Annotated in this window: 2 protein-coding genes and 4 tRNA genes; 4 read left to right on the forward strand and 2 right to left on the reverse strand. The window is 56.8% G+C overall.

What is annotated here, in order from left to right; translation table 11 throughout:
* Position 1: 1 nt before the first annotated feature.
* Positions 2-77: transfer RNA gene (locus ACEQFP_RS17285), tRNA-Val, on the reverse strand.
* Between the two features lie 509 nt (positions 78-586).
* Here ACEQFP_RS17285 and gltX point away from each other — a divergent pair.
* Complete coding sequence (gltX, locus tag ACEQFP_RS17290) at positions 587-2,002, forward strand: glutamate--tRNA ligase (RefSeq protein WP_068869857.1); 1,416 nt, start codon at positions 587-589, stop codon at positions 2,000-2,002.
* A gap of 81 nt (positions 2,003-2,083) precedes the next feature.
* Here gltX and ACEQFP_RS17295 read toward each other — a convergent pair whose 3' ends face one another.
* Positions 2,084-2,428 carry a DNA-binding protein gene (locus ACEQFP_RS17295; protein ID WP_005283962.1) on the reverse strand — a complete coding sequence of 115 codons (345 nt, stop codon included), beginning with the start codon at positions 2,426-2,428 and terminating at the stop codon, positions 2,084-2,086.
* A gap of 250 nt (positions 2,429-2,678) precedes the next feature.
* Here ACEQFP_RS17295 and ACEQFP_RS17300 point away from each other — a divergent pair.
* The 3 genes from ACEQFP_RS17300 to ACEQFP_RS17310 all read left to right on the forward strand — a co-directional run bounded on the left by ACEQFP_RS17300 (position 2,679) and on the right by ACEQFP_RS17310 (position 3,008).
* Positions 2,679-2,754, forward strand: a tRNA-Ala gene (locus ACEQFP_RS17300).
* A gap of 55 nt (positions 2,755-2,809) precedes the next feature.
* A tRNA-Ala gene (locus ACEQFP_RS17305) sits at positions 2,810-2,885 on the forward strand.
* 47 nt (positions 2,886-2,932) lie between these two features.
* Positions 2,933-3,008: transfer RNA gene (locus ACEQFP_RS17310), tRNA-Ala, on the forward strand.
* Positions 3,009-3,011 lie beyond the last annotated feature (3 nt).

Here is a 3,011-nt window from a genome sequence, read left to right on the forward strand (position 1 = left end):
GTGGTGGGTGATGACGGGATCGAACCGCCGACCCCCTCCTTGTAAGGGAGGTGCTCTCCCAGCTGAGCTAATCACCCCCGCTGTGTGGAGCCGCATTATAGGGAGCCGCGGAAAATGGTCAACGCTTTTTTCAAGAAAAACTCTCGTTCGTCGGAAAAACACCCAGCCTGTCGCAACAATAGACAAAAAGCGTCTATTTAGTCGTTTTTTCTCGTGATTCCCATCGTTGTGCCCCCTTTACTGGGCCCCCTTGCCCGCACAGCGGCGTCGCGTCCAGCATCCCGCGAGTGGGGCTATGAGCGCACTGCCGGGGATCATCGGCATGGGAGAACGGCCTAGGCCGGTAAAACAGGAAAGGCGGTGTCGATGATTCGCGAGAGCGCAGGCTGACGCGGCGTCGCGCGATATCTTATGGGGGGAGCTTGCGGGGCGCGCTTTTCATCGGGTACGGCGGGGTGCGTTACGCCATTATTCGGCCGAAACAATTGTGGGACATAGCCTAAATGGTAATGGTAAAATAACGCCCACAGATATTTTGCCCCCGCTTAGCGATGCAGGGGAACCTGCGTAACAAGGTCTTATTTACATGAAAATCAAAACCCGTTTTGCGCCCAGCCCGACCGGCTATCTGCATGTCGGCGGTGCGCGTACCGCATTGTACTCTTGGTTGTATGCCCGTCATAACCAGGGGGAGTTTGTTCTGCGCATTGAAGATACCGATCTGGAGCGTTCCACCCAAGAAGCCATCGACGCCATCATGGATGGGATGAACTGGTTGAATCTGGATTGGGATGAGGGTCCGTATTATCAGACCAAGCGTTTCGATCGCTACAATCAGGTGATCGATCAGATGCTGGAGCAGGGGACCGCCTATAAGTGCTATTGCTCCAAGGAGCGTCTGGAGCAGTTGCGCGAAGATCAGATGGCTCGTGGCGAAAAGCCGCGTTACGACGGGCGTTGCCGTCACGACCATAGCCACCATGCCGACGACGAGCCGCATGTGGTGCGCTTCCTGAACCCGCAGGAAGGTTCTGTCATTTTTGACGACAAGATCCGCGGGCCGATCGAGTTCAGTAACCAAGAGCTGGACGATCTGATCATTCGTCGTACCGATGGTTCGCCGACCTACAACTTCTGTGTGGTGATCGACGACTGGGATATGGGCATCACCCATGTGATCCGCGGTGAAGACCACATCAACAACACGCCGCGTCAGATCAACATCCTGAAGGCGCTCGGCGCGCCGGTGCCGGAGTATGCCCACGTCTCCATGATCCTCGGCGATGATGGCAAGAAACTGTCCAAGCGTCACGGCGCGGTCGGGGTCATGCAGTATCGCGACGATGGCTATCTGCCGGAGGCGTTGCTTAACTATCTGGTGCGCCTGGGTTGGTCCCATGGCGATCAGGAGATCTTCAGCATCGATGATATGACGGCGTTCTTCACCCTGGATGATATCAGTAAGTCGGCCAGCGCCTTCAACACCGAGAAGTTGCAATGGTTGAACCATCACTACATTAACCATCTGCCGCCGGAGCAGGTCGCTCAGCATCTGGCCTGGCATGTGGCGCAGGCGGGCTATGACACCACGCAGGGGCCGCAGTTGGCCGAGATCGTCACCCTGCTGGGTGAGCGTTGTAAGACCTTGAAAGAGATGGCGCAGCAGGCGCGCTACTTCTACGAAGATTTCCGTGAGTTCGATGCCGACGCCGCGAAGAAGCATCTGCGTCCGGTCGCTCGTCAACCGCTGGAGTTGGCGCGTAGCAAGCTGGCGGCGATCAGTGACTGGCAGGTCGAGGCGATCCATCACGCCATTCAGTCGACTGCCGATGAGCTGGAAGTCGGTATGGGTAAGGTGGGGATGCCGTTGCGTGTGGCGGTGACCGGCCAAGGTCAGTCGCCGAGCGTGGACGTGACCATCCATGCTATCGGCCAGGCGCGTGCGCTGGCGCGTATCGATCAGGCTCTGGCTTTTATCGCCGAGCGTGAGGCGCAGCAGTAAGCCTTGTTGGGTTGTATTGCGAACTAAAAAACCGGCCATTGGCCGGTTTTTTTACGTTAGAGACGGCCGATGAGGGGAGGGCTAATCGCCTAAGCGGCGCAGGAACTCGTCAATGCCAATCCGCAAGATCACCGAGGTTGCTTTCTTGCGCTCCTCATCGTTCATTTGTAACAGAATGGCATACCAGAGTTGTTCCGGTTGCGTGCTGTTGAGCAGGTACTGCGCTTGATCGTCGCGCGCGATGAGCTCCTCTACCACCTCTTTCGGCAGGCTACTGATATGGTATTCCAGCGCCTTACCCTGGACGCCATTGCGCCGTTGCCGGCGCCATCCCTCGGCCTTGGCGCGCTGATTAATGGCTTGAGGCGTGGAGGGAAAGCTGCCGACGCCCACCAATTCTTTGGCCGAGTACCATTCCTTGTTCATGCGTCCGTCCCTATGCGGAGTGTGATCAGCTATATGCTTTAACGAAATCACTTAGTGAGTTATCTAATACCATAGTGCTACGCCGGGCAAAAAAAGGCAAAAACTGCATGCTGAGGAGCTGAATTGTTGAGTAAATAGACTGACTTGGCGGCTTTTGCCGCGCTTGGCGCAGGAAAGGCAATTAGCCGTTGACAGTGCCGGTAGCCTTGCCCTATTATGCGCCCCGTTCCCGCGATGAAGCGGTGTGCACGGGGCTATAGCTCAGCTGGGAGAGCGCTTGCATGGCATGCAAGAGGTCAGCGGTTCGATCCCGCTTAGCTCCACCACTCTTTTTCCAGAGAGAGTGGCGAAGTGCACAGGCTTGCGGACACCACATAATGTGGGGCTATAGCTCAGCTGGGAGAGCGCTTGCATGGCATGCAAGAGGTCAGCGGTTCGATCCCGCTTAGCTCCACCAAATTTACCCGGTAGGCGTATAGCCTGCGTCAGGGGTCACGGTTACGTGGGGCTATAGCTCAGCTGGGAGAGCGCTTGCATGGCATGCAAGAGGTCAGCGGTTCGATCCCGCTTAGCTCCACCAAAT

The sequence above is a fragment of the Edwardsiella sp. A.80236 genome, assembly GCF_044540725.1.
GTDB lineage: Bacteria > Pseudomonadota > Gammaproteobacteria > Enterobacterales > Enterobacteriaceae > Edwardsiella > Edwardsiella tarda.